This window comes from Pseudoalteromonas sp. NZS100 (genome assembly GCF_015864815.1).
In the GTDB taxonomy this organism is placed as follows: Bacteria; Pseudomonadota; Gammaproteobacteria; order Enterobacterales; family Alteromonadaceae; genus Pseudoalteromonas; species Pseudoalteromonas distincta.
The window spans coordinates 69,506-94,995 of sequence record NZ_JADYWM010000012.1; the positions used below are offsets into that span (position 1 = coordinate 69,506).

The following is a 25,490-nucleotide window of genomic DNA, read 5'->3' on the forward strand; positions in this document are numbered from 1 at the left end:
ATTTGGTTACTTAATCGTTTTGTATTTTCCATGTAGATCCAACACCTACTTCAGATGATTGAATATAATGAAGACCTTTAGCACCCGCCTCTGCCTGAAGGCCTGCAGGGTCTGTTTCTAATAACGTACTTGCTGCTGTAACGTACTCAAGCACTTCTTTACCGTTAGTTGCTGGGTCTTGGTCAATTGCACCATCAGTATCGAATGCGCCATTACCATTTAGTTTTCTAATTTCAACCCAGTCACCGCTTGCATCGCCTGATACTCGACTATCCATATAACCAAAGTTGTTACTTAGCAGCGAGCTGTCATGATTAATTAAGTCACAGTCATATTCAAAAGCATGGTCACTATCAAGTGTATTTGGGTAAAATAGGCCTTGAGTTGTAGCACTGCTGTTTATTGTATCTGCATCTGTTTGATCACCTAAACCGTTTGCAATTAAATTTCCATTAAAGTTTATAACAAACGCATTTTTGGTCAGCCCATAGAGTACCGGCGCATTCGCTGCGGTTAACTCATCGCAATCACTTGTTGGTGCTTTAGAGCCTATTTCCGTACTAAATACAATAGGTTGCTGTGAATTCAAAACCGTATTGTTTGTTACATTTAGTGTAAAGTCGCCAGCGCTATCAAGCACAGCTTGGTTACCCGAGTTTGGCACACCGCCGTCAGCTTGCGAAAATGGATTTGCCGTAAATACAATACCGCCCGCTTCTTTATTACCAGAACGAATACCAGCAATGTAGTTGTTACTCACAGTATGACCAAGTGGTGTGATCAATACCCCAGCAGGTCTATCGCTTGAGCTTGCAATATCTGTAGTACGAATAATAATGTTGTCTGTAACACTATTAAATCCACCATCTTCTAATGAAATACCACCATTAGGATTTACGATTGTATTGCCTTTGATGGTTGCGCCAGAAGTTTGTACACGCATTAAACGACGACCCGTTACAAAGTTTTCTACGCGGTTATACTGAATAGTAAAGTTTGCGTTATCAGCTGCACCACTACCCGTTGTACTACCTGCATTGATTAAGTATAAACTTGATTGATCAAAGTTTGGATTATCACTGTCACTAAATAAATTATATTGAATAACGTGATCAGAGCTTGATGATGATATTTTTATCACAGACCCTTTTTCTGCTACATTTCGATTAGAAAATGTATTTCGCTCAACCAACGCACTTTGACCTTTTATCATCAGCCAATGGTATTCAGAGTTATTGAGTGTCGCTTCTTCTCCATCCATCGTGTTTTGCGAAAAAGTAAAGTTATCCCCTTCTGAGTAAATAACAGCACCTTCTTCGGTTTCACAAAATGCACCCGCTTTAGTATCTATATTCTTAAAGGTAAGCCCTGTTAACCCAGCGCCATCTACTCCAGCAGCTACATGCACACATACTTCACCACTAAGTACAGGAGTTTGACCTTCTACAGCGCGAAGCGTTACTGCACTGGTTAATAAAATTGCGTCCATATCAGCATAAACACCGGTGTTTAAGCCAATAACATCACCGTCAGCTAAACCACCACTTATAGCACCAAGGAGTGTTTCAGGGTTACTAACTAATTGAGTGTAAACCAATGTATCAAGTGAGTTTGTAACCTCACTCGCAAAGCCATCATTATCTGTATACGTGGCTTTTACTGACATTATTGAGCCAGCGTAATCAGAAGGCGTAAATGTTTTACTATTGCTCCCTGCTATTTCAACACCATCAGCAGACCAAGTATAAGTAACGTTAGCCTCTTCAACGCCGTTGTTATCAGTTATCTCAGCGGTTAACTCGCCATTTGTTAAATAAGGCACTACACCCATAATGGCTACGCTACCGACTTCGTCAACCGCAACAGCAGAAACAGCAATTGTTTCCTCTGATGTATTATCCTCGATAAACCCATTATCATCTGTATAAGCAACCTGAACACTTATTTTTTGACCTAAAAGTGATGCATCAACTGTAAAGGTGCTCTCTATTGCGCCATCTATCTCTTGTGCGTCAGCAAGCCATTGATAAGTGATATCTCCTGTCGCCCCATCGGTATCATTAATTTCTGCTGTTAATGTATTTCCAACAGTTGGCGTGCCGCTAATTGTGACTTCGCCTTCTGAGTTTGTTCGTGTGACAACCTCTGTACCGGCTGAAGTTACAGACTCGTTAAACCCACGGCTATCTTCAAAAGATGCACTAACTGTAATAACTGTACCAAACTGTGCGTCTGTTAACGTAAGCGTTGAAAGTGCTTCATCAGCAATTTCTACGTCATCTGCAAACCATTTATAAGTTACTGTATCGCCATCAAAGCCATTGTCGTCAGCTACATTAGCAGTTAGTTGCGAACCAACTAGCGCGTCACCTGTAATAGTTAAACTTGCAGGAAATGCGATTGCGGCAACATCTGCGGTTGGTTCTGTAATATGCGATTCATTAATACCGCCATCATCGGTATAAAGCCCTTGAACTGTAATTGGTAACCCTATCTGATCGTCAGTCAATGTAAATGAAGCGCTATTTGCACCAGCAATTGCCTCACCATCTGCATACCAGTAGTAAGTCACGTCACCTGAGATACCATCAGGGTCACTAACTTCAGCTGTTAATGTTTGTCCGCTTGTAACAGTTCCACTAAGAGCAATAGAGCCCAAGTTGTTGTCATTGTTGTTTGAGTTTGTGTCACAACCAACGATTGCAGCTGCAATAGCGCATAGCGCAAAATGTTTGAATTTCATGGTGGCTCTATTCTCCAAATTTATAGTTTTAATATTTGGCTATCTATTGTGTGTGTTACCAAATAAATCATGTGTTTATTACCAAATTCATTTAAATTGCAAATGAATTGTTAACCAACTTGGTAATATAACCACAATAAAATAAGTTTTTCCACTATCCCCACCTAATTAAATAACAATAAATAAACACCAAGTTAACCTTGGACTTTTATTTTTGGTTAAAAATTGAATTCAATTGTGAAAAATAACGTTGAAGATACATAGCGTTATAGTAAAAACTTAGTTTTATATAGGGTTTAGTAGGTAATATTATTAAATATATGTGAAGTATTCTTATTTGAAGACAATAAGAAAAGAAGTGAGTTTGTATAAAGAGGATGATTTACAAAGAGAATTAAAATTAAGGGTAAAAAAAGGGGCAATTTTCTTACCCCTTTTTTTGAGTGCTGTTTTATAACATGGCGTTATTATAAAACTCTACAGGCTCATTTGAACCCAAAGCAACAGGCACACGCTGGTGCAAGCTAGTTGGCGCAATATCTAAAATTCGCGTTCCTCTAGAGGTTGCTTTACCACCTGCGTTTTCAACTAAAAGTGCTAACGGGTTTGCTTCATAAAGCAGTCTTATTTTTCCGTTATCGTTACCACTGCGTTTATCTTGTGGATACAAAAATAACCCGCCTCGGCATAAAATACGATGAACGTCGCCTACCATCGCTGCATTCCAACGCATTGAGCTTTTTTCAAAGCTTTCACAGGTGTATAGCAATTTATCAAAATACACTTGTGTTGGTTCGTCCCAGTAACGGTAGTTAGCCATATTAACGGCAAATTCACGACTTTGTTCTGGCACACTTAACTGCTTATTTGTCAGTAAGTAACCGCCATGTGTTGAGTCTAACGTATAACAACGCGTAGGACCGCCAGTACTCATTACAAGTAATGATGAAGGGCCATATAACACATAGCCTGCACATACTTGATTTACACCGGGCTGACTAAATTGCTCGTCGCTGTCAAAAGGAACATCATCACGGGCTAAGTAAATAGTAAATATAGTGCCTATTTGCCCATTAACATCAATATTAGAAGAGCCATCTAACGGGTCAAAAGCAACAATAAACTTACCTTCAGGATGGCCACCTACCGCATGATCTTCTTCCTCTGATGCAACAGATCGTACACTGCTATCATCAAGTAGGATGTCTTTAAGTAGTTGGTTTGCGATTACATCAAGCTTTTTTTGAACTTCACCTTGAACGTTTTCATTCAGAGTTGAGCCTAAAACACCGGCTAATTCACCTTGGCTTACTCGAAAAGCAATTTCTTTACTGGTCGCTAAAATTGTGCGAATAAGTAAAATAAGATCGGTATCTACACCGTCTTCTTTCAATACTGTATTTAATCTTTTCATGCGCTATACCTGTTTACACAATTTAGATCGTCAAAGCATTGCTCTAACCTTGCAACCATACTTTGCTCTGAATGACGCAGCCATACACGAGGGTCATAGTATTTCTTGTTTGGCTTATCATCCCCGTCAGGGTTACCAATTTGCCCTTGTAGGTATGCTTGCTTGTCTTTGTAGTAATCTAAAATACCTGTCCAACACGCCCACTGCGTATCGGTATCAATATTCATCTTCACTACGCCATACGTTAAAGACTCTGCAATTTTACTGTACTCAGAACCACTACCACCATGAAAAACAAAGTTAATTGAGTTACTTGGTAGATTAAATTTTTCTGATACGTAAGCTTGTGAATCTTTTAAAATAGTTGGCGTAAGAACAACGTTACCCGGTTTATATACACCATGAACATTGCCAAAAGAGGCTGCAATTATAAAGTTAGGGCTAATACGACTTAAGCGTTCGTAAGCAAATGCAACATCTTCAGGTTGAGTGTATAAAGCAGAACTATCTAAGTGTGAGTTATCAACACCGTCTTCTTCGCCACCCGTGCAACCAAGCTCAATTTCAAGCGTCATACCTATTTTTGCCATACGCGTTAAGTAACGTTCACAAATTTCGATATTTTCTTCTAAAGGCTCTTCTGACAGATCAATCATATGTGAGCTAAACAATGGTTTGCCAGTCAGTTCAAAGTGTCTTTCACCTTCATCAAGCAAACCATCAATCCAAGGTAGTAGCTTTTTAGCTGCGTGATCAGTGTGAAGCATCACTGCTACTTCATAATGTGCTGCCACTGAATGTACATATCTTGCAGCACTTACCGCCCCAAGCACAGCAGATTGTTGCTCTGGTAAAGATAAGCTTTTACCACAAAAAAATTGTGCTCCACCATTAGAAAGCTGAATAATAACGGGCGAGTTTTTCTTTTTAGCAGCTTCTAGCGTCGCATTAATAGATGTTGTACTAACAACATTTACCGCTGGCAACGCATATTGATTAGTACGTGCATGCTCGTACACAGCACTTACTTCGTCGCCAACGATTACGCCTGGTAGTATTGTTGGGGCTAAATAATTCATTTATGAAATCCTTTCTATTTTAAAGCCTGGATACAAGAATCAGTAATTGCTTGCCAATTTTCTTGTTCAACCCATTCTTTTTTCGCTATCCAAGTACCGCCAACGGCGAATACATTATTTAAAGAAAGATAGTCCATTTTGTTACTTTCGCTAACGCCACCTGTAGGACAAAAGCTGACTGCTCTAAATACTGACGACACAGCTGACACAAAAGGAGCGCCACCGGCAAGCGATGCTGGGAATAATTTTTGCTCTTCAAAGCCATATTCAAGCGCCATTAAAATATCACCGGTGTTTGATACACCAGGAAGTACTGGCACATTACATTTAGCAAGTGCTTCAAGTAACGCAGGAGACACCGCTGGGGTTACAATAAAATCAGAACCCGCTTCAAGTGCTTGCTCCAAAATATCAGTATTGATGACTGTTCCCGCACCTACTTTTAGCTCAGGCACCTGTGCTTTAATAGCTTTTAATGCCTCTATTGATGCCTCTGTTCTTAGCACTACTTCAACTAAAGTAAGCCCAGCATTGGCCATAGCTTTCGCTATTTGAACACCTTGCTCTGGAGTATCTGCTTGAATTATAGGTAGCAGTGTTTGTCCTGCCATAAGTTCAGAAAAGCGAGTCATAACGTTGTTCCTTTATAAAAAGTAATGCGGCCGAGGTATGGCGGCCTTTAATGTTTAATTATTTTGTTATACCAATTGCATTAAATTAATGAGCTATTATAGCGACAAGAAAATAGCTCAATAACAAGGCTAAAATTATGATACATAGTTGCTCTATATAAATAATTTTTAACGTAGTTAGTGAATTATTTAATACGCTAAGGTGATCATGTTTTTAATAAAAGTTGGTATCAGATCCCAGCTTCAGCCATTGCTAGCTGAAATATATCTTTTGGAGCAATAGCACCTGGTTGCTGTATAACAGTCCCTGCCGCTTTTGCAGCAAGTTGTACAGCACTTGAAATTGATTTGTCAGATAAACGTGCACCTAAGTAAACACCGTTAAAGGCATCGCCTGCGGATGTCGTATCTACAACATTTGTTACCGGTATTATGGTGTGGCTTTGAAGCGTATCGCCCTCTTTTGTCACTACCGATTCAGGGCCATTTTTAACAACAATTTCTTCAATTTGGTAAGGCTTTAAATATTCAACAACTGCTTCTACGCTATGAACGTCATAAAGTGTTGTTAAATCTTCAACGCCTGGTAGGGTAATATCTGCAAACGTAAAGGCTAAATGATACTGCTCTTTTGTTTCCTCTACACTATTCCACAAACGTGCTCTGTAATTAGGATCGAAAACGATTTTAACCCCAGCATCTTTAAGCTGCTTTACCACTTTCCAAAAGTCTTCACGTGCACTTTCTTCAATTATTGCTAATGAAATTCCTGAAAAGAAAAACATATCACCTTGGCTAAGCTGCTCGAGTGCATCAGCATCTAAAAAATCAACAACCTTTTTAGCTGCAGAATCATTGCGCCAATAAATAAAGCTACGCTCACCATGCTCATCAGTTTCTATGTAGTACATACCAGGTACTTTGGTGTCGTGAGCAAATACAAGTTGCGTATTTATTTGTTCACTTTCAAAGCGTTCTAGCATTTTTTTACTTAAATTATCTTGACCTAAAGCCGTAACAACCGAAGTAGTAACCTGCGGGAAGCAACGTTTTAAATACACTGCAGAATTATAAACATCGCCTGCAAATGATTGGTGCAGTGTTGCCGCGCTCATAGCTCTAAGCTCGACCATGCATTCACCGATAAAGTAAATATTTTTCATCTTGGAAGTTACCCTATGTAGTTAACTGCTATGCACTTATACAAAATATGTTGGCATAGCAGTTATTATCTAGATTATTGAGGCTTTTTAAGAGGTTCTATTTTTGGAATTAAAATCCAAACAGCTGCCATTGCTATGATGGCTAAAGAAGCACCAATTACAAATGCTGGTGTGTAGTTACCATCAGCAGTAAGAAAAGGTACTAGCGATGTAAGACCTACAGCACCAAGCTTTGCCGCCATACCAGAAAAACCTGATAATGTACCCACTGCTTTTTTACCTAACAAATCACTTGGTAGTGTTTGCACGTTACCAATTGCAGTTTGAAAACCAAATAAGATAACAGCCATAATTAGTACCGCTGTTGTTGGTCCGCCTGGATTTGCCATTGCAAGTAGCGCTGGTAACATAATTAAACAACCCAGCGTAATAGTAAGCTTACGTGTTTTATCTGTATTCCAACCTGCTTTGAGTCGATTTTGAGCCAATAAGCCACCAAACCAAGCACCAAACATAGCGCCAACATAAGGTACCCAACCGTATATACCAATAGATTTAACATCCATACCGTATACTTCGTTTAGGTAAATAGGGATCCAAAAAACAAATAACCACCAAATTGGGTCAATTGCGGCAGAGGCAATGATTACACCCCAGCTTTGCTTACGAGAAAGTAACTCAGCAGTTGTAGGGTTATATTCTTCTTCGTCTTCACCAGTTACATCACCGTTGTCATCAACACGTCTTTGACCCGTTAAGATATATTCACGTTCTTCGGCAGTCAGCCAAGGATGTGAGCTAGGCGGTGCTTTAACTAAAATTAACCATGGAACTAACCAAAGGAAACCTAATGCACCAACAAAAACAAACACCATTTGCCAGCTAAAGTAGATAGTTAAATAAGCAATTAAAGGAATAGCAATAATGCCACCAATTGCGGCGCCAGAGTTAAAAATACCCTGTGCTAAAGCACGTTCTTTAGTAGGGAACCATTCTGCGTTACCTTTAGCTGCACCAGGCCAGTTACCGGCTTCTGCTACACCTAAGATTGCGCGAAAAATACTAAGACTAAGTACACCTTGTGCAAATGCATGCGCAACGGTTGCAATAGACCAAACACCTATTGATAGTACAAAACCGAAGCGTGTGCCCACCCAGTCAAATATTTTACCAAAGATTGCCTGACCAAATGCATAAGCAAATACAAACACAATAGAAATATTAGCGTATATTTGTTTACGTTCTAGCGCTGATTCATCAGGAAATAAATCTTCAACAATGTCCGGCCAAAGCACACTAAGTGCTTGGCGGTCGATATAGTTAATAATGGTAGCTAGCGCTATTAGCGCTATAACCCACCAACGTAAGCCTTTAAGTTGCATAATTAATCCTCAAGAAAGTCTTCACGCGCGGGGCTAAAAGTATCAATCAGGATTCCGCCTGTTGGGCAGGTAGCTCCATGATCAGCAAATGGTGGGATTAAGCAGCTATCACCCGGTTTTAAGATTTTAGTTACGCCATCAATGTTAAAGTGAAACTCACCTTCAACAACATACGTTACTTGAGAATGTCTGTGAGCATGGTTATAACCAATAGCCCCTTTCTCAAACCAAATTTTAACAGCCATTAGCTCTTCGTTATAACCTAGCATTTGACGTTTTAGACCATTTCCTAAGTCTTCTATTTCGGTCTCGTTACCAAATGAAAAGTTTGCGCTTTGCTTTTGCATCCTATTTACTCCTGATTATTGTTCATCATATAAACGCCTAATCGGCCATTTAAAGTGAACTCTTTATTTTGATAATTGAATGTGTTTTTAGCTGATGTTTGTGCTTTATTAATAGCCACTAAATATGAGTTGCCTTTAATATCAAGTTCAACAAGTGTTAAATCGCCCTGCTGACTATATTCAAGCTTTGTAACTCGACTAACAGCTTCTAGGGTATATTCTTTACTTGGGTTGTACTCACCATGTGGCTCTAATACAGATATAAACTTATGTTGCTTTTGACCCTCAACACGACGAATAAAACCATTTTCGTTGCGTAAATTAAAGTGAGGGTCATTTGCGCCTATTTGAGTAAACAAGAAAGACTCATCACCTTTAACCAAGCTTGTTTGCGTATAAAAACGACCATTTTCGTTTAGCCACGTTACTTTAGCTAAACCACTTTGAGGTTGCGCTTGAGCTTTAAGCCATAGATGTTGGTAGCCATTTTTAGTACCTAGAGCAGACAGCTGCGTTGCATTTGCTTTTAACTCAAAGCTGGTATCGATAAGCTGGCCTTTATAATGCAAAGGCAGGTCAAGCTGATGCGCTTTATTTGCAGCAACATCAAATATATCAAGTGCAACTGTGCTTTGTAGTTCAGGTAAGTTAATAAGTGCAAGCGTACGCTCAAGATCAACGCCTTTATAAGCTGTGCTTATTTCGCCGCTTGAAACCGTGCCGTATTTATTTGTTTCGAAAAAGTTAAGTGTAGGGTAATTACTATTTCCTACTTCAACATTTGCATTAAAATGCGTTGTTTCGTCAACCACTACCGTATTGTGCGCAACAGTGTGTTTAGCGTAAGTTTCGTTTTCAGGTAAATAACGACCGCCGTATTTAGCTTCTACATTTAAAAAACGTGCTGCGCCATAATCAGATACAATTTCATTTCCGTGGTCGTAAAACTGCCATGTTAATTTATCAAAATGACCATGGCCCAAACCTTGTGCAGCAGGTTTAAACAGTAGCGCTTGATCGCCACCTACCTGCGTTCTCATTACAACTAAAGCACCTTGTTTACCGTCATTACCATCACCGAAGGCAACAGATTTAAACGAATAAGGTTTTGTCATGTTGTTATCAAGTGCTTGAGCCACTTTTAACCCATCACCAGAAAGAATTATTTGGTCTTGTTGCTTAGCAATATCTAAATAACCTGCATCGTTGGTTAAGCCATACGCTGCCGTTACCCCATTTACTAACTCAATGGTATCGATGCCTTTACTTTTTATTGCATCGTTAATTGGGAAGAACAAACCGTTGTAGCTAAGTTGAATCGTCGTATCAATCGCTTTTAATAATATGCCATCGCGATATTCAAAGATTTTTCGTTGTGGTTCGTTGTTTTCAATCGCTTTAGCAAACGTTACAAATGGTAATAGTGCAAAGCGTTGATAGTAAGGACCTTCGTTATAGTAACCTTGTGGTGAAAACAGCATCTCTAGCTGCTTAATAAAGCCACCCTTACCCGACTTTTCTAAATCGTATAATGATTTTTCTACCCACTCAGGTTCACCTAATACATACCCTGCCATGCCAACACCCGCTGTTGCCCATGTTCCATGGTTATGTACTTTATTAAATGTAGACGGTTGGCCTACAGATGTGAACAACGAAACAGGACGGAGTAAGTCATTCTCGATTGTTTTAATATTATCGGCATTTAACGAGTCATAAATTAGATCATAAGCTTGTATTGTGTACACAAGCCACATTGCTTCATTTAGGCTTTGCCAAAAAAACTTACCTGGATTTTGCGAGTCCATTTTACGTTTTGGATGCAGACCAAGCGTTGGGTATAATTTTGCATACTCAAGTAACATATCACGTACATAGTTTGCGTATTTATCATCTTGGCTTAATTGATAAATAATGCCCGCGTTGTACATAAGTTGGTAATTCTTCTTATGGCGCTCATGTGTATAACCACCACCGCCATCTTTTGGAACTGGTACAGTGATAGGCTTTGCAATTTGTTCATCTACTTGCGCTTTTAGCGATTCAAACGCAGTAGCAAACTTTGAGCTACCGTTGCTACTAATTGCTTGGCGCATTTGCTTAACATCATCAGTAGTAATCACTAAGTTTGGGTGCGCTGCATGCGCCCCCAATGATGTAAGTAATGTAATTGCAGCTATAGCAGCTATTTTAAAACGTGTTTGGCATTTTAATAAGTACATAGTATTTACCCTGCCTTATTTAAAATGTTGTTATTTTTTAATACTGCCGTGTGTGGGCCTTTAACTCTTAACTCTTTAACACTTGGTACTTTAGTTGCATCAAATGTATTGCCTGAGATTTCAGTTTTAGGCTCGCCTACTGTGTGCTCTACAACAATAGGAGCAGATTTAACAAATTTATTATCTTTGATATTAGTAACCTGAACACCGTGAACATAAATGCTCGCTTGCTCTTTGTTACGCTTACCAAGGCCAACGTTATTAAGCGTGTTATTTGTCATTTCAAAATGAGGACCAAATGTACTTTCATCAGTGCCACCACGGTAAAGCTTAAGTACACCGCCTTCTACATTATTAAATGTATTATTATTTACAATGACGTATTCCGCGTTATAAACACCTAAGTCTTCAATTTCAGTATTTAGACGTAAGATGTCACCTGTTACTGTATTAAAGGTATTACCTGTAACAATAATTTCGTCAGCCATTGCACCTTTACCAGTGATAAAGAAATGGAATGAATGATTAATATCTAAAGCATTTAACTCTGAGTTGGTCATTACAAAGCGGTAATTATCAACCATACCCCATTTTTGCGTACGAACAATGCTGTTACCTATTGCATCTGGCGCGTTTTCACCTGAAATTGATAAACCATCTAGTTTTAAGCTGCCGCCATCATGTATTTCAAACAAGGTAGAGCGTTGAAAAGTAAGTTTAGCCTTTGCGCTCTGCTTCGCTTTAATTGTCAACGTTTTATCAATTTTAACCAGTTTAGACACATCATACTGGCCAGGCGCTAGCTCTAGAACATCGCCCGACTCTGCATTATCAATAGCGTCTAGTAATGCACTTACATCAGCTTTAACAGAATGTGTCTTACCAGAATCAAAATCAACTAAAGCAGGTACTTTTGCATACCAGCTAACACCGGTATCTTCTTTTTTAAGTACTTTTAAATCGCGCTTTGCACCTACATTTAAACTTTTAGATGTTGGGTAAAGTAGACCATTACTTGCTTTTTCAAGCGTGATTTTATCTTTTTTTACACCGTACGTTAGCTCAGAAAGCACTTTTGTATCTGCAATGTTGTTACTTAATACTAACCCACTTACATCGTCGAATGTTGTAAATGGCTGTTCACCATCTTGGTTTATGATTAAGTTGTTTTTCATTACGCTATTTTTTGGGGCTGCGCTACGCTCAGCATCGCTACCTGCAGCAAGTTGAATATGACGCACATTTATAAATGTGTTGTTTTCAATCGTCGCATTTTCTACTTGGTGATAACGATTAATAGATGAATTTGGTACGCCGTTCATCACAGTAAAACCACTGCCAAAACGATAGCCTGTTAGGCCTTGTAGGTAGTTATTTCTTACAATTTGATCTTTATTGATAACGCGGATACCACCTGTGTGATCAACACCATTACCAATAAAAATATTTTCTTCTATAAGATTGCCGTTACCATGGCGCAGCGTTAATGTACCGCGCGCTTCATAAAATACGTTATTACGAAGGATGTTTTTGCCTGATTTAACCGAAACAATTTCTACTTCACCATTGGTACGTTCAAAGTAATTATTTTCAACCAATGTATGCGAATCAGTTAGTGAGTAATGGCTTGTGCCAATACGCAGGGTTTCACCACCGTTAGAACCAAAAGTAGGACGGTAGCCAAAATAGTTGTTATCTATACGATGATAGTTTTCCTGGCTTGCTTTAGTGTTTAAACGAACAGCAACTGTCACACCTTTATTTCGTTTGCCAACTAAATGACTATGATCAAAGCGGTTATGTTGTCCATATAAGGCAACCCAATAATCAGACTCTCGTTTGTCTGGATTACTGTAATTATCGATTACTGTTTGAGTAACTCGTGAATTGTAGGCTAATTCATTTTTATTTTTACGAAATTCTATTACAGCTGAGCTCGGTGTGTAGCCGTCTTTAAATACTAAACCTGAGGCTTCAAGGTATTTACCTGCAAGTCTTAGGTTAGATTGACCTGATAGAATTACTTTTCCGTTAGTTTCAGCGGTTAATATAATAGGAGAGTTTTTTGTACCTTGGCCTTCAAGTAAAATTTCGAAGTCAGACCAAGTACCATTTTTAAGTACTACTTTGTCGCCAGCAACTAGATTAGCTGCGATATCATTAAAAGCTTGTTTATTTTCTATAAAATAATCTTTGGCCGCTACTTGTGTGGATATGCAACCGATGAGAACTAGACTAAGCTTTATTGTATTAATCAAACGCATAGTTAACTCTTTTTCGTTGTGACTGAAAGTAGTGCTTCATCAGAATTAAAAAAAGCTGACATTGCACAAAGACTTTAGTCAATTGGTGTCATGTGTGTTAAAGCGCTTTAAGTTAAAGCTCAAAGCGCTCAATAAGGTCGAGAAGTATTACTTTTCTAACTTTTTGAAGTAATCAAAAATTTCAGGAACGTTACCTTGACCCATACCAGCGTCAAACGCTGCTTGTAGGTTAGCTGATGAACCTTCAGCGATTTTTGATTCAGTACCTAGGTCTTCTACCATTTGTAGGAAGTAGCCTAAATCTTTGTTTGCATTAGCAATCGAGAAACCAAGGTCGCTAACATTATCAACTGCATAGTTTTTACAAAATTGCATAAATGGTGAGTTAGATGGACCAGTCGACATAATGTCGAAAAGTTGTTGACGGTCAACACCAGCAAGCTCTGCCACTGCAAATGCTTGTGACATAGCACATACTGTCGTCATACCCATAAAGTTGTTGATAAGCTTAGTTGTATGACCTGCACCTAGCTCGCCAAGATGGAAAACGTTTTCACCTTGATCTTCCAGTACTGGTTTAACTTTATTGAATGTATCAATATCGCCTGCAGCCATAATGTTTAAAAGGCCGTCTTTAGCATGTGCTGGTGTACGACCTAGTGGCGCGTCGATCATGCCTGCGCCTTTAGCTGCTAAATCAGCACCAATTTTTTTAGTAGATGATGGGATAGAAGTACCAAAATCAACTAATACTGCACCTTCTTTAATACCCGCTAGGATACCGTCTTCTGCGTAAACAATTTTTTCTACAACGGCAGACGTTGTAAGACAAAACATAACAATATCTGAACCTTCAGCTAGCTCTTTTGCAGTGCTTGCTGTTTTTGCGCCTCTAGCAACACATGCTGCAACCGCATCTTTGCTAAGGTCCATAACAATTAGCTCATAGCCTTTGTTTTGTAAATTTTCGGCCATGTTGCCGCCCATTAAGCCTAAGCCGATGAAACCGATGACTGGTTTTGACATGAATAACTCCTAAATATGTGGCGCATACTTTTATAAGAACAAGTAAAATTTACTCTATAAATACGCTGTGTCTTTTGTTTCAATTTGTAGAGTAACTTTAAGCTTGAGTTATTTATAAATTAACCTGTGCAAAACGTAACTCTGATTAATTACCAATACATTGTATTCACTCAAACCAAGCAACTTACCAATTGGTATGCAAAAACTGTATTACCATACGACTTTTTTGTCAACCAATAAGTTAACCAAGCAAACGCCATATTTTTACAAATTACACAATAATAAATTTAATAACCTATAAAAACAGATGGTTACATAGTAATAACACAATTAAGTAAAGGTTAACTTTTGTTGAACAATCAGTAACTTTTTTTATACTAATAGGTTGACCAATAATTGAGTACTGGTTATTTAAATATCCAAAATTTAATAAAATGATTCATTAATTGGTAATTTATAAAGGTCGAACTCAAACTGTTTTAAGCCCACTCTCATATTAAGGTTGTGATTTATATATAATGCCTACATATATGGCTAATACATATAACCCCCCTAAAACGCGCTTAATAATAGCGCTTAGTTAAAAATACCCTTAACTTTGAATAAATAACTAAAGGAACTAAAAATGCGTTTATTACATACTATGCTTCGTGTAGCCGATTTGGATAAATCAATTGCTTTTTATACTGAAATATTAGGTATGAAAGAATTACGCAGAGCTGATAACAGTGAATACAGATACACTCTTGCCTTTGTTGGATATGGCGACGAAGCAGATAACACAGTATTAGAGCTAACTTATAACTGGGACGAGGATAGCTACGACCTAGGTAATGGGTATGGTCATATTGCTATTGAGTTTGATGATATTTACAAAGCATGTGCAGATATTAAGGCTGCTGGTGGCAATGTAAGCCGTGAACCAGGGCCTGTAAAAGGCGGTACTACTGAAATTGCTTTTGTAAAAGACCCAGATGGCTATGCAATTGAGTTAATTCAGAAAAAAGAAGACATGAGTAAATTTTAAATTACTTAACAACTAATTCAAGTTATAACAATTTGCTTAATGCCAATCTGCTTATATATGGGGTCTATTTAGCGTTAAGAAAATTACGCTAGAACTAGGCAAAAATTTTTGTATCTAGTTGTTCTAAATAAAAATTTTTAACGACGTTATAGTGCAATTTAATTCGTTAGATTGATCAAAAATTTATGCTGATTGGTATAACTATGGAGGGGTTTAATTTTATATATTGTTCAAATAGTTATGCAGATTGGTATTAAATAAAAGGTGCTTTGCAGCACCTTTTTTTAACGTAACTGACTATCTTTACTACCACGCCTATTAAACGATTTAGCGCTAGCACCATTACCTTCTATTGCAGCTTGGCATGCAACACAGTAGCGAACTCCTGGTAGCGCGAGCCTTCGTGCTTGTGGGATTTTTTCATCGCACTCGTCACATAGCTCAGCACTTGCACCAGATATTAAATTGCTTCTTGCATACTGTACGGCATCGTTAACACTTGCATCAATTTGATCTTGAATTGCACCGTCTCGTGCCCATCCACTTGCCATAAATCCTCCTAATAAAGTTGGATGTTTAAATTTATGTTACCAAATTGAATCTTTATAAGTACTGAATAATAAAGCTAGGAATGGGGTGTTATTTGAAGGTTTAAACTACAAAATTATATTTTATATCTAAAGAAAGACGCTGTAGTTGCTCCTTGTAATCTACTTTCAAAAAGATCAACACTCTAAAATCAGGCAAAAAAAAGCAGCTAAAAAAGCTGCTTTATAATTCCAATTATTTAAATATTAAAGACTGTAGTCAACAACCTTCATGCCTAATTTTTCAAGCTCTGGGCGAAGTGTTTTAGCATCACCCACTACTAAATAAATCATATCTTTAGTGTTTAAGTGTTTTTTAGCTAAGGCGTTAACTTCTTCTTTGCTAATATTGCTAACAATCTCATTTCTTTCTTTTACAAAGCTAGGTTTTAAATCAAACTCTAATATTTGTGCTAAAAAGCCAAGTTTTGCATTAGGCGTTTCGTATTTAAGCGCATCTTTTTGATTGATAGCTTTACGCATAAACATAAGCTCTTCATCAGTGACACCGTTTTGAGCATAGTTATTAAGCTCATTAGTAAACTCTGTAATAGACGCTGCAGTAGAGTCGGCTCTCACCGCTGCAGAAGCTGTAAAGCCACCTGATGTTTTATCACCCCAAAAACGAGAGCGAGCACCGTAAGTGTAGCCTTTATCTTCTCGTAAATTTAGATTGATACGGCTGTTAAACGTGCCACCAAATGCAAAGTTCATTAAGTTAGCTTTAAAAAACTCACCTGTAATGTCTTCAACCATATCGCGTTTACCAATACGAATTTCTGATTGAGGGGCATCTGGTTTATCAACCAAATAAATTACATTAGTTTCGACTTTAGGTTCGCTGAAATCAACAGTAACTGGGCTCGATTTACCTTGCCAGTTTGCAAGTGTAGCTTTAACCTTTGGCTCAATTGTTGACTCTTTTAAATCAGAAACAATAATGACTTGCGCGCCTTGTGGTTTAAAGTTTGCGTTATAAAAAGCTTTAACGTCATCTAATGTAATAGCCTCAATACTATTAAGCGTTCCAGTACTTGGAAGTGCAGCTATATTGTCGCCATATAGTAATTTGCTGTATGTATTAGATGCTAAATACCCTGCATCCTTCATTGAATGTTGAATATTTTGAATGATTTGCTTTTTATTACGCTCAAAGTCATCGGCATTAAATGCAGGTTTAAATAATTTCTCTTCAACAAGCTTTAGCGTTGCATCTACATTTTTGGTTAAGCTAGAAACATACACATTTGTATGTGTTTTATCTGAGTAGATACTTACCTGGCTACCCAGTTTTTCAAGCGCGTTACTCATTTGCTCTGTAGTGTAGTTTTGCGTTGACTCGCTCATTAACGATGCAGTCATTGACGATAAACCCACTTTACTAGCTTGCTCATTATACAAGCCACCCGGAACTTTAATGAAAATAGCGGTGGTTGGCGTTTCTGTACTTTGCGTACCTAATATTTTAATACCGTTTTCGGTCTTAGTTTGCCAAAGAGAAGGAACATCAACAGCAGGATTTGCGCCGGCTACAGGGTGAACACTTCGATCAAATGTATCAACAGCTCTTCGTGCCACTAAATCATCAGCTGAAGTTGTAGATGGACCTCCAAAATCATGCGCTTTAGGCGTAAAGTTGTCTGGGGCAGCTATAAGTTGAGTTTGACCTTCTGGCACAACACTCATAATAACGGCAGATTTACCTTTGATATATTGATTAAAAACACGCATAACATCAGCTTTTGTAACTTTGTTATAACGTGCAATCTCATCTTTAGCTGAGTTTGGGTTACCTGTAAACGTTTCAGATGCGGCTAGTTGAGAGACTTTTCCTGATACGCTTTGCAGACCAAAAATTGCACCTGACTCTATTTTAGCTTTTACTTTATCTAAATCATCTTGTGTAACGCCACGCTCTTCAAATTCAACAAATGAATCACGAATGATTTTTTCCATATCAGCTAACGTTTTCCCTGCTGTAGGATTTGGTAAAGCATAAAGACTAATTGAACACGCTAACTCTTGGCATGGATGATTTGCACTTGCTTGAACAGCAAGTTGAGTTTTAACTAGGTTTTTGTATAGTAGTGAATTATTACCTCCACCTAATATTTCAGCAAGTATATCAAGAGGTGCTTCATCTTCAGAGCGAGCGTAAGTAGTTGGGAAACTCATACTTAATAAAGGTAAGTGAACCTTATCTTCCATTGAAATATATCTATCGGCATTTAGTGTTACCGCTGTTTTTTCAACTTTAGGTATTTCAGGACCTTTTGGGATTGGTGCAAAGTATTTAGTAACTAATGGCAGTATTTCATTGGCGCTGATGTCACCACCAATGGTAAGCGTTGCATTATTTGGTCCGTACCATTTTAAAAAGAATGCTTTTAAATCATTTACATTTACGCGATTTAAATCGTCCATAAAACCAATTACAGGCCATGAATATGGATGGCCGTCTGGATACATCGCTTGAGCAACACGTTCACCTAAACGACCATAAGGGCGATTATCAACACGTTGGCCGCGCTCATTTTTTACTGTTTCGCGTTGTACTTCAAATTTTTCTTGGGTTACAGCATCGAGTAAAAAGCCCATTCGGTCAGCTTCTAGCCACAACATCTTTTCTAATTGATTTACAGGTACTGTTTCAAAATAATTTGTTCTATCAGAGTTAGTAGTACCATTTAAGGTACCGCCTGCTTCAGATATTATTTTAAAATGTTCCTCATCAGCAACATTCTCTGATCCTTGAAACATCATATGCTCAAAAAAGTGAGCAAAGCCTGACTTACCCAACTCTTCGCGAGCAGAACCAACGTGGTATGTTACATCAACGTGTACTAAGGGATCTGAATGATCCTCATGCACAATTACAGTTAAACCGTTATCTAGTTTATATTTTTTATACGGTATGTTGATTTCACCTGCATTAGATTTCACTGATTCAATAAGTGTAACGCCAGGAATTGATGTTTCTGTAACAATATTTTTATCAACAGCTTGAGTTGAGCTATTACATGCAGCCAACCCTGATGCAAGTAAAACAGCAAGTGCAATTTTTGTGAGTTTCATTTTTTAGTCCATATTTAAATTAACTCAATGAGTTTAAAGACTAATTAAAAGTACAACAAGGAATATGGAGTGATTATGGGTTTGGTTTTGTAACAAAGTGTAAATAGATTGATATAAAAATGAAGTGTAAAATGAGGGTATTAATTTGTAGTTTTATTCTAATAACACTGCACTTTCCTATCTAAGTAGTAAATGACATATCTAAGAGATTGGTACTCTTGGTAACTTCGTGCAAAAAAATTGTTATGTAACACTGCTTTATACAATACTTAAAATAGTAAGTGGCGTCCCCAAGGGGATTCGAACCCCTGTTACCGCCGTGAAAGGGCGGTGTCCTAGGCCTCTAGACGATGGGGACACAGAAAACTGCTACCCTAGGACAAAACACTAATTTTTGGTGGAGCCATGCGGGATCGAACCGCAGACCTCTTCACTGCCAGCGAAGCGCTCTCCCAGCTGAGCTATGGCCCCAACTTAATCAATACCCGTCGTGATAAACACATCGTGTATCGCTTAGTGCGGGGCGCATTCTATGCACCACCCAAAATAAAGTCAACAGTTTTTTACCTAGCTTTATTTAAATGGTTTAATTTTCAACAAACTGGCTATCAAGCGTGCTAAAAAATACAATTTGAATAAGATTCTAACCCTACTGCTTATAATAACATCACTATATTGCAACGAATACTCAATAGCCCCCACTCCCCCATTTAATGCAACAAATTTGCATCAAAGCAAAGGTATACATTTATATGCAAATTAAACTTATCTAAAAACTACCAATTAAGGCCCCGCCAATCGCCTTAATCTTTTAAAAGTTACAATTGCTTATAATAACCAAAACTTAAATGTAGATTTGAGAGTACCCGCAGCCTTTACTTGCTTAACAACCAGCGTAACTCGTACTAAAAAATTCGATTATTGTTTGAAGAGCATTTTTAAAAGAGCACTGTTGCTTCGTAATTCTATGTATAAAACTTCAAGGCGTATTGATCTTTGGTGGGTGAATTTGCAGCAGTATGTTTGGTTTTAGGCAAGGCAGAGCATATGTAGTGTGGTTATTCCCCATGAATAGGCGATAACGCCGCATAAATACCAAATATGCGCAGCCCTTTAGGTTCTTTCTAGGAACGATCAACTCTTTGTTGCCTATATGGATGCAGGTAAGGGGCGCGAGCAGGACGCGGAAGCTTTGCTCGGTTTTTACTTATTCTTACATGGATGTAAGCCATTAGAGTAACGCAGGAGCAGTTACCGAGCCCACTAGGATACAAACCTCGCGCCGCGATTTAATCGTCTCTAGATTGAACAAATTTGAATCCACAAAGGTCAACACGCCCTAGTTATATGTGATCTATTTAGTCTTAACCCGAAGGCTAGTAGCGAGGAATACGTATTTACGAGATGGGTAGGTTGGCTTATAAAAATAAAGTAAGTACAAAAATAGAGTTTAGAATGTTGAAAATAGTATTTGTTTTGGGAAGTTTAGATTAAATTCATTTTTAAAGGACCGCTCTATTCACTAAATAACTCGCCCTAATATTAATCCATCTTGCTCATAATCATAAAAACGACTCCAGTAAGAAAGCAATGAGTATCGTGAAGCTAAATTTAAGATTAATAAAATACAATTCCCTACTCACTTTTAGGAGCTTATTAGGTGCTTAATTGAACTGCAATATCGAATTTGATGATAAAATAGACTTCAACCATATCCTATTGTTTATAAAACCTTCATTCAGCACATTTTTATCATTCAAGTGTTGACACATTTCCAACTCTATCTATAATAGCGCCCCACAACAACGCAGCAATGCAATGTTGTTTAGATGTGGGTGATTAGCTCAGTTGGGAGAGCATCGCCCTTACAAGGCGAGGGTCACTGGTTCAAGTCCAGTATCACCCACCACATATAAAACCTATTACTATATTAATAGTCGTGTTTTAAAATTGTAATATGGGTCGTTAGCTCAGTTGGGAGAGCATCGCCCTTACAAGGCGAGGGTCACTGGTTCAAGTCCAGTACGACCCACCATTTTTTAAATGGTGCATATTACAAAAAAATCTAAATGGGTCGTTAGTTCAGTTAGAAAAAAGAGAGCATCACCGCTATTTACAAGTAACGGCGAGGTTCACTGGTTAAAGTCCAGTACTATTTATTTTAATAGTAGCGTTTTAATTTATATGTGGGTGATTAGCTCAGTTGGGAGAGCATCGCCCTTACAAGGCGAGGGTCACTGGTTCAAGTCCAGTATCACCCACCACATATAAACCTATTATTATATCAATAGTCGCGTTTTAAAATTTAATATGGGTCGTTAGCTCAGTTGGGAGAGCATCGCCCTTACAAGGCGAGGGTCACTGGTTCAAGTCCAGTACGACCCACCATTCCTAGAATGGTGCATATTAAAATGTAATTTGGGTGATTAGCTCAGTTGGGAGAGCATCGCCCTTACAAGGCGAGGGTCACTGGTTCAAGTCCAGTATCACCCACCAAATTACATCAAGCGGTTAATTGATAATAAAGAATTAAATAACAGGCATACCTATTATATGTGGGTGATTAGCTCAGTTGGGAGAGCATCGCCCTTACAAGGCGAGGGTCACTGGTTCAAGTCCAGTATCACCCACCACATATAAATACCATTAAACAACTTCTCTAGTAATAACTCTTCCTTCTCATATTAAACACATTTACGAACTTTATAAAAACTCAATATATAAATCGCATGTAATTAACTTAGCCGTAAGAAAAATAGCATCACCACCCTTTACAAATAATGGCGAGGGTCACTGGTTCAAGTCCAGTATCACCCACCACATATAAATACCATCAGATAACTTCTCTAGTAATAACTCTTTCTTTTCATATTAAATACATTTAAGAACTTTATAAATACTCAATATATAAATCGTGTGTAGTTAACTTAGCCGTAAGAAAAAGTGCATCACCACCCTTTACAAATAATGGCCAGGGTCACTGGTATCAAGCCAAGTAATCACCCACCACATATAAATACCATCAGACAACTTCTCTAGTAATAACTTTTCCCATATTAAATACGTTTAACCCCTATTTTTACCTTAAATACATTTCATATTTTTATTAAAATCTAAATTTCCATATCAAAGAACTCATCAAATATAGCGTTTCCATTTTACTTATTTGGTTTTTAATTATGTTATTCGGCTCAGTACTTTCGTAGTGAGATAAACGTATTAGGCAAAGTTAAGTACCTAATAAATACAGCTATCATTTAAATTCCCTTGTAAGGAGTTAAACTGTTGATTATAGTCTGTGTTAAATACAATTACGCTTAAGCCAATGCCAACTAAGATCTATTCAAAAGCCAAAATACTTATAGTAGAGGAGCAGCCACTTGCTCAAAGCTATATGAAACAATCGTTAGAAAGGCTTGGCTTTCGGCAGTTGCGCTTTGCTGATCATGCAAACTCTGCAAAAGAGCAGTGTTTAAGTGAAGAATTTGATTTAATCGTTTGCTCATTCAACTTAAACAAACACCAAGATGGCTACCAGCTTTATGAAGAGCTACGTGTAAAGCAGCTCATAAAAAGTTCGACTGGCTTTATTTTTATCTCAGCAGAAACAAGTGGCTCACTCGTTCATAGTGTTCTTGAGCTGCAGCCAGATGACTTTTTAGTTAAGCCTTTTACAGTACAAGAGCTTAAAACACGCATTGAACGAATCTTAAAGCGTAAACACGACTTACACACAGTGTATTCATTAATTGATGATGGTAACGATTCAAAAGCTATTAAATTTATTGATACCGCTCTGGATAAAAAAAATAATAATTACAGCCCTATCCTACTTCGCTTAAAAGGCGATGCCCTACTTCGCTTAAAGCGCGCTCAAGATGCAAAAGACTTTTTTAAGTCTGTTCTCGATATTCAAAAATTTGCTTGGGCAAAAGTAGGTTTAGTAGAGGCACTTATAGCGAATAACGAACATATTTTGGCGCAGCGAATGCTCAAGACAATGTTAGAGCGCCAAGAAACTCGTTTAGTAGCCCTTGATTTGTTGGGCAGATTAGAAATAAAGCTAAATCAGTTTGAGCTAGCACAAAGCTTTTTAAGTCAAGCAGCAGACATTGCACCGCGAAACATCACACGCCAAAAATCGTTAAGTAATGTGTCGCTAATTAATCACGACTACGAAAAAAGCTATTTAACTCAAAAAGATATAGCCACCTTTGCAAAGCACTCAATACACGACCACCCCGATGTATATTTGAATGCAGCACGTGCCGGTATCGACTTTGCGTTAACGACTGATCAAACTGATCAAATTCAACGAATTTCTAGACAAACAAATCAGTACATTAATGATTTAAAAAAACAGTTTCCTAATAATGCAAATCAAGCTCAAATTGATGTACTTAATGCACGACTTCATTACTTAAAAGACGAGCATCAAAAAGCGAAAAAGCTAATTGAGCAGCTTGATGACGACGATACTCATATCCGATCGGTTGATGGAGCACTTGATAAAGCAAAAGCATTTCATGAACTGGGGTTTCATCAAAAGGCGCAAACCTTATTCACACAAATAATTAGCCACTGTGAAAGACACCCTGCAGTTAGCGACACAACTTACTTGCGTTATATTCAGCAGCAACAAAGTGAGCGACGCGATATTAAAATGGGTCCAAAAGAGCTTAATAACCATGCCGTTAATCAATTTAATAAAGGGCAGTTAAATACTGCGCTGGAAGCTTTTACGCAAGCGTTTAGAGTCATGCCTCGCAATCAGAGTATTGCACTTAATTTATTACAGTGCCTATTTGATTCAACCAAGCAATCTGGCAGCTCATTTAACATGGATCTTGCTAGAAGATGCTACGCCCTTCTTGATAAAACTAAATTACAAGCAGATCAGACGCAGCGTTTAGATAAGATTTTGCATATAGCAAAAGAAATGAATTTAGATATTCAAAGCGCTAGTAAATAAAATATTAGAGCTTTTTCATTGCTGCGGCATTAACGCAATAACGTAAACCTGTTGGTAATGGGCCATCTGGAAAAATATGGCCTAAGTGCGAATCGCACACATTACAAACCACCTCTATGCGCTCCATACCATGACTTGTATCGTTTACATAACCAATCGCTTCAATTGTTGCAGGTTGCGTAAATGACGGCCAACCAGTACCACTATCAAACTTTTCATCGGCATCAAACAATAGGTTATCACAGCAAATACACACATACTTGCCAGGTTCGAGTAATGTACAACTACCCGAGCTATCTGGGCGCTCTGTTCCTTTCTTACGTGTTACGTAATATTCATCTTCTGATAGTTGCATCCGCCACTGCTCGTCAGTTTTGACTACTTTTTTACTTGGGGTAGGATTGCCGTTGGTGGCAAAGTTAATAACATCATTCCACTTCAACATAATAGCCTCATTGAATAGTTGATTAACCGTACTTAATAAATTTATAAGAAGTACGGTTAATTATTACGTTATTTAATACACTAAAGATCAGCTAAAGAGTGTTGACCGTTTAAAACTAAAACTCGTTCAATCTTAAAGGTAATCTCCTCAGCTAAAGGTAATATTTTGTTTTTCTGAGTCGGTAAGTATTCGTTTAATAAAACTATCTAGCTCTGCTTTTTTTACAGGTAAACTAACACTCATTTGGCGCTCGTTATTACTGTAAATTATTAGCTCATCATCATTTGTCGTTATGCGTTCGATACTCTCAATAACTAACCAATTTGGACCATGCTTTTTATCAAAAAATCCCATCAAACTAAAAAGTAGTAAATGTTGGGCATCTCGCTGAATAAAATCCTCTAGCCTATTTCTTGATTTAAATAAGGGCGTTAGCCTATAAACGCTTGAGCAAAAAACAAATACCCACAACCCAAATAGCGCTTTAAACCACATAGACTCTAAAAGGTCAGTGCTAATCATTAAAATAATAAGCACTAAGCCTATTAACGATATAGCTATCGCTATTTTTTTATTTACAGCGTCCACAACTAATCCCTTTTAAGTCGCTTTTTTTCTTCTGATGCTTTTTCTGTCGGCTCAGGCCAATCATTAAAAAAAACGGTTAAATAACGGCTTTTCACCAAATACCACAATACCCATAAAACAATCATCATTTGTACTGCTAAAAATGATGAAAATCGATAATGGCTATGCGCGGCTTGAATACTTAACCATGTTAAATCAACAACAGCACATACAATAAGGGGCCAGCGCATATGTCGCCATATTTTTGCTAACTTATCGCTCGCACTGTGTGAATCTCGTGGTCTGCGTAAACAAAATAAAATAGTTGGTATTATTGCGATACTTCCAATTGCTATTGCAATAAAAAAATCATTTTTATTTTTAAAAAATAACGACATTAAATCAAGTTCAGGCCTGCGACTTAAAGCCGCAATCACCCAAATAAAATAGCCACGTAATAGCACAAGCAAACTTAAATTAAATGCAATAGGAGTTCGGTAACTTCCGTACTTATCCCAGTATTCTGGACCGTATCGGCTCATTGT

At 37.9% G+C, this 25,490-nt stretch carries 17 protein-coding genes and 8 tRNA genes; 8 read left to right on the top strand and 17 right to left on the bottom strand.

Features of this window, described 5'->3' with window-relative positions; all coding sequences use genetic code 11:
• Positions 1-10: 10 nt before the first annotated feature.
• From I6E69_RS13315 to I6E69_RS13360, 10 genes are all read right to left on the bottom strand, one after another.
• A complete protein-coding gene (locus tag I6E69_RS13315; RefSeq protein WP_197121423.1) occupies positions 11-2,743 on the bottom strand; it encodes a poly(beta-D-mannuronate) lyase in 2,733 nt (910 codons plus the stop codon).
• A gap of 451 nt (positions 2,744-3,194) precedes the next feature.
• Positions 3,195-4,157, bottom strand: coding sequence for a class 1 fructose-bisphosphatase (locus I6E69_RS13320; protein ID WP_002962277.1), 963 nt, complete (start codon positions 4,155-4,157; stop codon positions 3,195-3,197).
• Positions 4,154-5,236, bottom strand: coding sequence for a class II fructose-bisphosphate aldolase (gene fbaA, locus I6E69_RS13325; RefSeq protein WP_039489411.1), 1,083 nt, complete (start codon positions 5,234-5,236; stop codon positions 4,154-4,156). The genes I6E69_RS13320 and fbaA overlap by 4 nt, the downstream gene beginning before the upstream one ends.
• Before the next feature lie 14 nt (positions 5,237-5,250).
• Positions 5,251-5,868, bottom strand: coding sequence for a bifunctional 4-hydroxy-2-oxoglutarate aldolase/2-dehydro-3-deoxy-phosphogluconate aldolase (eda, locus tag I6E69_RS13330; protein WP_002962275.1), 618 nt, complete (start codon positions 5,866-5,868; stop codon positions 5,251-5,253).
• Between the two features lie 230 nt (positions 5,869-6,098).
• Positions 6,099-7,031 carry a sugar kinase gene (locus I6E69_RS13335; protein WP_039489409.1) on the bottom strand — a complete coding sequence of 311 codons (933 nt, stop codon included), beginning with the start codon at positions 7,029-7,031 and terminating at the stop codon, positions 6,099-6,101.
• Between the two features lie 74 nt (positions 7,032-7,105).
• Positions 7,106-8,413 carry an MFS transporter gene (locus I6E69_RS13340; RefSeq protein ID WP_002962964.1) on the bottom strand — a complete coding sequence of 436 codons (1,308 nt, stop codon included), beginning with the start codon at positions 8,411-8,413 and terminating at the stop codon, positions 7,106-7,108.
• Positions 8,414-8,415: 2 nt separating this feature from the next.
• Complete coding sequence (locus tag I6E69_RS13345) at positions 8,416-8,760, bottom strand: cupin domain-containing protein (protein ID WP_002962963.1); 345 nt, start codon at positions 8,758-8,760, stop codon at positions 8,416-8,418.
• Positions 8,761-8,765: 5 nt separating this feature from the next.
• The gene (locus I6E69_RS13350) at positions 8,766-10,982 is read right to left on the bottom strand and encodes a heparinase II/III family protein (protein WP_197121424.1); all 2,217 of its coding nucleotides are present in this window, start codon (positions 10,980-10,982) and stop codon (positions 8,766-8,768) included.
• A gap of 5 nt (positions 10,983-10,987) precedes the next feature.
• Positions 10,988-13,246: a polysaccharide lyase 6 family protein gene (locus I6E69_RS13355; protein WP_197121425.1), complete on the bottom strand. Its 2,259-nt coding sequence runs from the start codon at positions 13,244-13,246 to the stop codon at positions 10,988-10,990.
• 147 nt (positions 13,247-13,393) lie between these two features.
• Entirely contained in the window at positions 13,394-14,272 is an 879-nt protein-coding gene (locus tag I6E69_RS13360) for an NAD(P)-dependent oxidoreductase (RefSeq protein WP_002962960.1), read from the bottom strand.
• 625 nt (positions 14,273-14,897) lie between these two features.
• Between I6E69_RS13360 and gloA the strand changes: the two genes are divergently transcribed.
• Positions 14,898-15,299 (top strand): lactoylglutathione lyase, encoded by a 402-nt coding sequence (gene gloA / locus I6E69_RS13365; protein WP_024594782.1) that lies wholly within the window; start codon positions 14,898-14,900, stop codon positions 15,297-15,299.
• 284 nt (positions 15,300-15,583) lie between these two features.
• On the opposite strand, the gene I6E69_RS13370 is transcribed toward gloA, so the two are convergent.
• The 4 genes from I6E69_RS13370 to I6E69_RS13385 form a co-directional block, all read right to left on the bottom strand.
• On the bottom strand, positions 15,584-15,850 hold the full coding sequence (locus I6E69_RS13370; RefSeq protein ID WP_002962957.1) for a DksA/TraR family C4-type zinc finger protein: 267 nt from the start codon (positions 15,848-15,850) through the stop codon (positions 15,584-15,586).
• 243 nt (positions 15,851-16,093) lie between these two features.
• Positions 16,094-18,961: a pitrilysin family protein gene (locus I6E69_RS13375; protein ID WP_197121426.1), complete on the bottom strand. Its 2,868-nt coding sequence runs from the start codon at positions 18,959-18,961 to the stop codon at positions 16,094-16,096.
• A 282-nt stretch (positions 18,962-19,243) separates the two neighbouring features.
• Positions 19,244-19,319 (bottom strand) — tRNA-Glu (locus tag I6E69_RS13380).
• A 37-nt stretch (positions 19,320-19,356) separates the two neighbouring features.
• Positions 19,357-19,432 (bottom strand) — tRNA-Ala (locus tag I6E69_RS13385).
• 1,362 nt (positions 19,433-20,794) lie between these two features.
• Here I6E69_RS13385 and I6E69_RS13390 point away from each other — a divergent pair.
• From I6E69_RS13390 to I6E69_RS13420, 7 genes are all read left to right on the top strand, one after another.
• Positions 20,795-20,870, top strand: a tRNA-Val gene (locus tag I6E69_RS13390).
• Positions 20,871-20,920: 50 nt separating this feature from the next.
• Positions 20,921-20,996, top strand: a tRNA-Val gene (locus I6E69_RS13395).
• 153 nt (positions 20,997-21,149) lie between these two features.
• Positions 21,150-21,225 (top strand) — tRNA-Val (locus I6E69_RS13400).
• Positions 21,226-21,273: 48 nt separating this feature from the next.
• Positions 21,274-21,349: transfer RNA gene (locus I6E69_RS13405), tRNA-Val, on the top strand.
• 32 nt (positions 21,350-21,381) lie between these two features.
• A tRNA-Val gene (locus I6E69_RS13410) sits at positions 21,382-21,457 on the top strand.
• A 61-nt stretch (positions 21,458-21,518) separates the two neighbouring features.
• Positions 21,519-21,594 (top strand) — tRNA-Val (locus I6E69_RS13415).
• A 692-nt stretch (positions 21,595-22,286) separates the two neighbouring features.
• A complete protein-coding gene (locus I6E69_RS13420; protein WP_149602941.1) occupies positions 22,287-23,933 on the top strand; it encodes a tetratricopeptide repeat-containing response regulator in 1,647 nt (548 codons plus the stop codon).
• Between the two features lie 4 nt (positions 23,934-23,937).
• Here I6E69_RS13420 and msrB read toward each other — a convergent pair whose 3' ends face one another.
• The 3 genes from msrB to I6E69_RS13435 all read right to left on the bottom strand — a co-directional run bounded on the left by msrB (position 23,938) and on the right by I6E69_RS13435 (position 25,487).
• Entirely contained in the window at positions 23,938-24,378 is a 441-nt protein-coding gene (gene msrB / locus I6E69_RS13425) for a peptide-methionine (R)-S-oxide reductase MsrB (protein ID WP_002958586.1), read from the bottom strand.
• A 147-nt stretch (positions 24,379-24,525) separates the two neighbouring features.
• Complete coding sequence (locus I6E69_RS13430) at positions 24,526-24,966, bottom strand: hypothetical protein (protein WP_197121427.1); 441 nt, start codon at positions 24,964-24,966, stop codon at positions 24,526-24,528.
• 2 nt (positions 24,967-24,968) lie between these two features.
• Positions 24,969-25,487, bottom strand: a complete 519-nt coding sequence (locus I6E69_RS13435) for a DUF2919 domain-containing protein (protein ID WP_138489372.1) — start codon at positions 25,485-25,487, stop codon at positions 24,969-24,971.
• Positions 25,488-25,490: the final 3 nt, after the last annotated feature.